Source organism: Mycobacterium sp. (assembly GCF_035314665.1).
GTDB lineage: Bacteria > Actinomycetota > Actinomycetes > Mycobacteriales > Mycobacteriaceae > Mycobacterium.
The window spans coordinates 1-5210 of the sequence record NZ_DATFZD010000404.1; the positions used below are offsets into that span (position 1 = coordinate 1).

6 protein-coding genes and 1 pseudogene are annotated in these 5210 nt (G+C 65.5%); 6 read left to right on the forward strand and 1 reads right to left on the reverse strand.

Translation table 11 applies throughout. The features are described 5' to 3' along the window. The coding region (locus VKI00_RS28820) for an FAD-dependent oxidoreductase (protein ID WP_324444310.1) at positions 1–612 on the reverse strand (612 nt) is incomplete at its 3' end. A gap of 73 nt (positions 613–685) precedes the next feature. On the opposite strand from VKI00_RS28820, the gene VKI00_RS28825 reads away from it, so the two are divergent. The 6 genes and pseudogenes from VKI00_RS28825 to VKI00_RS28850 all read left to right on the forward strand — a co-directional run. Then, positions 686–1471: a 2-keto-4-pentenoate hydratase gene (locus tag VKI00_RS28825; RefSeq protein ID WP_324444312.1), complete on the forward strand. Its 786-nt coding sequence runs from the start codon at positions 686–688 to the stop codon at positions 1469–1471. Between the two features lie 10 nt (positions 1472–1481). Beyond that, the gene (locus VKI00_RS28830; RefSeq protein ID WP_324444314.1) at positions 1482–2402 is read left to right on the forward strand and encodes an acetaldehyde dehydrogenase (acetylating); all 921 of its coding nucleotides are present in this window, start codon (positions 1482–1484) and stop codon (positions 2400–2402) included. After that, positions 2399–3463, forward strand: a complete 1065-nt coding sequence (gene dmpG / locus VKI00_RS28835; RefSeq protein ID WP_324444316.1) for a 4-hydroxy-2-oxovalerate aldolase — start codon at positions 2399–2401, stop codon at positions 3461–3463. Before VKI00_RS28830 ends, dmpG begins: the two co-directional genes overlap by 4 nt. 93 nt (positions 3464–3556) lie before the next feature. Further along, positions 3557–3850, forward strand: a complete 294-nt coding sequence (locus VKI00_RS28840) for a hypothetical protein (protein WP_414687324.1) — start codon at positions 3557–3559, stop codon at positions 3848–3850. A 96-nt stretch (positions 3851–3946) separates the two neighbouring features. After that, the gene (locus VKI00_RS28845; RefSeq protein ID WP_324444320.1) at positions 3947–5086 is read left to right on the forward strand and encodes a hypothetical protein; all 1140 of its coding nucleotides are present in this window, start codon (positions 3947–3949) and stop codon (positions 5084–5086) included. After that, a pseudogene (locus VKI00_RS28850) lies at positions 5083–5210 on the forward strand (short-chain dehydrogenase); the annotation flags it as partial. The gene VKI00_RS28845 and the pseudogene VKI00_RS28850, both read left to right, overlap by 4 nt.

The following is a 5210-nucleotide window of genomic DNA, read 5'->3' on the forward strand; positions in this document are numbered from 1 at the left end:
CATCCCGACCAGGTTCTTGCCGGTCGCCTTCGCCCACATGGTGCGCGCGCCCACCTTGAGGCTGCGCAGCACGCCTCTGGGGTGCCGCTTGAGCTGGTTCAGCCGCACGTAGTCCTGTTGCATCACAACGACATTGAGCGGAACCTTGCCGTACGGAGGCTCCAGCCCGGGCAGGTCGGGCCCGAGGTTGTTGGCGTTGAACGGCTTCGGCTCGATAGAACGGCCGGCCGGGCGGCCGCCCGGGGCCTCGGGGTAGTAGTCGGAGTACGCGGGCACCCAGCACATCTTGAGCGGCGTGTGCTTCAGCACGAACGACAACATCTCCGGCCCGCGCTCGAGGTAGGTGTCGATGCGTTCCGGTTCGACGATGTCGCCGATGATGCCGTGCAGATAGGTGTGGGCCGCTTCCGCCGTGTCCCTGACGCCGTCGCGCTCTAGGACCTCGTTGTTGGGGATCCACACGCCGCCACCCGACCGCGCAGTGGAACCGCCGTAGTGGGCAGCCTTCTCGATGACTATTGTCGAAAGACCCCGGTGGGCGGCCGCGAGGGCAGCAACCATGCCGGCGCCGCCGCTCCCGACCACGACGACGTCGAACTCCTGAGCTGTCATGTAGAACACGTTATAGAATTGCCGGGGCCGGGCGCTACTGGCCCGGTCACACGAACGAGGGGACTTCGGTCAAATGATCCCGCTAGCCACCCGTGATGAGCTGGCCGCCGATCTCGCGCAGGCTGAGCGGAGCCGCCAGCCGATCGCGCAGTTGACGGCCGCGCACCCCGAGATCGACGTCGTCGACGCCTACGAGATCCAGCTGATCAACATCCGTCAGCGGGTAGCCGAGGGCGCCCGGGTGGTGGGGCACAAGGTCGGCCTCTCGTCGCTGGCGATGCAGCAGATGATGGGCGTCGACGAACCGGACTACGGACACCTGCTCAACGAGATGCAGGTGTTCGAGGACACCCCTGTCAAGGCGGACAGGTACCTCTATCCGCGGGTCGAGGTCGAGGTCGGTTTCATCCTGGCCCACGACCTGCCCGGGGCGCACTGCACCGAAGACGACGTGCTCAAGGCCACCGAGGCTTTTGTGCCGTCCATCGAGCTGATCGACACCAGAATCACCGATTGGAAGATCGCGCTGTGCGACACCATCGCCGACAACGCCTCCTCGGCGGGCTTCGTCCTCGGCGCCGGCCGGGTGGCGCCGAGCGACATCGACATCACCCAGATCGATGCGGTGCTGACCTGCAACGGCGAGGTGGCGGCCAAGGGCCGCAGCGACGCCGTTCTGGGAAATCCGGTGACCGCGGTGGCGTGGCTGGCCCGCAAGGTGGAGAGTTTTGGTGTACGGCTTCGGGCCGGTGACATCGTGTTACCCGGTTCGTGCACCCGGGCCATCGACGTCCACCCGGGCGACAACTTCGTCGCCGAGTTCGCCGGCCTTGGGTCCGTCCGGTTGTCCTTCGAGTAAAGGAGCGTCCATGCCTTCCAAGGCCAGTGTGGCCATTGTCGGGTCGGGCAATATCAGCACCGATCTGCTGTACAAATTGCTGCGCTCGGAGTGGCTCGAACCGCGCTGGATGGTGGGCATCGACCCGGAAAGCGAAGGCTTAGCGCGGGCCCGCAAGCTGGGTTTGGAGACCACCCACGAAGGTGTCGACTGGCTGCTGGCGCAGTCCGAGAAACCCGACCTGCTGTTTGAGGCGACCAGCGCCTACGTCCACCGGGACGCAGCGCCGAAGTATGAGGCCGCCGGTATCCGGGCGATCGACCTGACTCCCGCCGCGGTCGGCCCGGCGGTGATCCCGCCGGCGAACTTGCGCGAGCACCTCGACGCGCCGAACGTCAACATGATCACGTGTGGGGGACAGGCGACCATCCCGATCGTCTACGCCGTTTCGCGGGTCGTGGAGGTGCCGTACGCAGAGATTGTCGCGTCGGTCGCTTCGGTCTCGGCGGGGCCGGGCACGCGCGCCAACATCGACGAGTTCACCAAGACCACCAGCAAGGGTGTGGCGACCATCGGCGGCGCCAAGCGCGGCAAGGCGATTATCATCCTGAACCCGGCCGATCCGCCGATGATCATGCGCGACACCATCTTCTGCGCCATCCCCGAGGACGCCGACCGCGATGCGATCGCCCAATCTATTCGGGATGTCGTGGCCGAGGTGCAGACTTATGTGCCGGGCTACCGGCTGCTCAACGAGCCACAGTTCGACGACCCGTCGATGCACTCCGGTGGCCAAGCTCTGGTCACGACGTTCGTCGAGGTCGAAGGCGCCGGCGATTACCTGCCGCCCTACGCGGGCAACCTCGACATCATGACCGCGGCGGCCACCAAGGTCGGCGAGGAAATCGCCAAAGAATCCCTGTCCGCCACAGCGGGAGGAGCGAAGGCATGACCACTGACATCTTCTTCAACCCAATCTGGGACGTCCGGATGACCGACACGTCCCTGCGCGACGGCTCTCACCACAAGCGTCACCAGTTCACCAAGGACGAGGTCGGTGCCATCGTGGCCGCGCTCGACAACGCGGGCGTGCCGGTCATCGAGGTGACGCACGGTGACGGGCTGGGTGGCTCGAGCTTCAACTACGGGTTCTCCAAGACGCCCGAGCAGGAGCTGATCAAGCTCGCCGCTGAGACCGCCAAAGAGGCCAAGATCGCCTTCCTGATGCTGCCCGGGGTAGGCACCAAGGAAGACATCAAAGAGGCGCAGAACAATGGCGGCTCGATCTGTCGGATCGCGACCCACTGCACCGAGGCCGACGTCTCGATCCAGCACTTCGGGCTGGCCCGCGAGTTGGGCCTGGAAACCGTCGGGTTCCTAATGATGGCCCACACCATTCCGCCGGAGAAGCTGGCCGCGCAGGCCCGCATCATGGCCGACGCCGGCTGCCAGTGCGTCTATGTCGTCGACTCGGCCGGGGCGCTGGTCCTGGACGGGGTGAGCGATCGGGTCGCGGCGCTGGTCGCCGAACTCGGCGACGACGCCCAAGTCGGCTTCCACGGCCATGAAAACCTGGGACTGGGCGTGGCTAACTCGGTGGAGGCTGTTCGGGCCGGCGCCAAGCAGATCGACGGGTCGTGCCGCCGCTTCGGAGCTGGTGCAGGCAATGCGCCGGTCGAGGCGCTGATCGGGGTGTTCGACAAGATCGGCGTCAAGACCGGGATCGACTTCTTCGACATCGCCGACGCCGCCGAGGACGTCGTACGCCCGGCGATGCCGGCCGAATGCTTGCTCGACCGCAACGCGCTGATCATGGGGTACTCCGGTGTGTACTCCAGCTTCCTCAAGCACGCGGTTCGCCAGTCCGAGCGCTACGGCGTTCCGGCCCACCAGTTGCTGCACCGGGCCGGTCAGCGCAAGCTGATCGGCGGTCAGGAAGACCAGCTCATCGACATCGCGTTGGAGATCAAGCGCGAGCAGGCGGCGAGCGGTCAGAAAGCCGTCACACACTAGCCTCACAGCTTCAGCAAAGGCAGCGGTAACGCTGTCGCGGGTACCCTCGATTAAGGGCAATATCGAGTGCCTTAAAGGAGCAATCCGATGACCATGACTTCCGGAACCCCGAGGTCCCGTCGCCGCGGACTGTATCGTCTGCTCGCCGGGGGACTGCTTACCGCTACCGCCGCGACGGTGATCGCGCTACCGGTGGCGAACGCCCAATGCGATCAGACCGTGGGTCATTCCATCGACTCGTACCTAAAGCGGCATCCCGACCTGCACCGGGAGCTGCAGACCAGGTCCGAGGCCGAGGGCGGCGGCCCCAACGTCATCGATTATCTCAATCGGCACCCCGATGTGCGGCAGCACCTGGTCGACCTGTCGCAGCAGTGCGCGCCGTAGCCGGGGAGTGAGCGAGCCTCGTCGGTGAGTGCCCGCGCCAACACGCGGGAATGTTCGCCCATTGACGAAAACTAGAACACGTTCTAGCGTCAAGACGTGTCCGCTCCCCTCTTCTCCCAGCCACTTACCGATGCGATCGCCGAAGCCGAAGAACTGGTCGCCGCCGCACCGCATATCGAGACCGAAGCCGACCTGCTCGAGGGGCTGCAATACCTGGCCGGCTGCGTCGCCGCGTGCACGCACATGGTGTTCGACTACGAGCGTGATCACCCGGTACTCCTGTCGGGCACCGGGCCGTTCACCAAGATGGGCCTGGACAACCCGGACACCCTGTACTTCGGCTGCCGGGTGCAACCCAACCACGACTACGTGGTCACCGGCACCCGCGGCACCACCACCGACCTGAGTTTCCAACTGCTCGGCGGTGAGTACACCGACGACAATGTGCCCGCCAGCCAGGCCGCGTTCGACGACCGTGAGCTCGAGATCGCCGCCGACGGCAGCTTCCAATGGCAGGTCCGACCGACCAGCCCGGGCCAGCTGGTGATCCGCGAGGTCTACGGCGACTGGTCGGCGCGGCGGGGCACGCTGGCCATTTCCAGGCTGGACACCGCGGGCACCGCGCCGCCGCCGCTGACCCGCGCGGCGATCGAAAAGCGTTACACCACAGCGGGAAAGCAACTGGTGAACCGCGTGAAGACGTGGTTGCAGTTCCCGCAGTGGTTCTACCTCGACATTCCGGTCAACACGATGGTCCCGCCACGCCTGACGCCCGGCGGTCTGGCGACGCAGTACTCCTCGGTCGGGCATTTCGAGCTCCGACCCGATCAGGCCTTGATCATCACGCTGCCGGTGACCGATGCGCCCTACCTCGGCTTCCAGCTGGGCAGTATGTGGTACATCTCGCTGGACTACATCAACCACCAAACATCGCTGAACAACACTCAGGCCCAAGCGGATCCGGACGGAAAGGTCCGCATCGTCGTCGCCGACCAGAACCCCGGCGTCACCAACTGGGTTGAAACCCTTGGACATCGGCGCGGATTCCTGCAGTTCCGCTGGCAGCGGGTCTCCCGACAGCTCACCGAGGCCGACGGCCCCACCGTCGAGTTGGTCGACGTCGACGGGGTAGCCGCGTCGCTGCCACACTTTGAGCACAACAAGATTTCCGAGGACGACTGGCAGGCACGAATTGCTTTGCGCCAAAAACAAATTGCGGCAAGGATGCTGGGATGACGAAGATGCTTGACGGCAAGGTCGTGGTGATCAGCGGGGTGGGCCCGGGTTTGGGTACGACGCTGGCGCACCGGTGCACACGAGAGGGCGCCGATCTGGTGCTGGCCGCCCGCACCCCGGAACG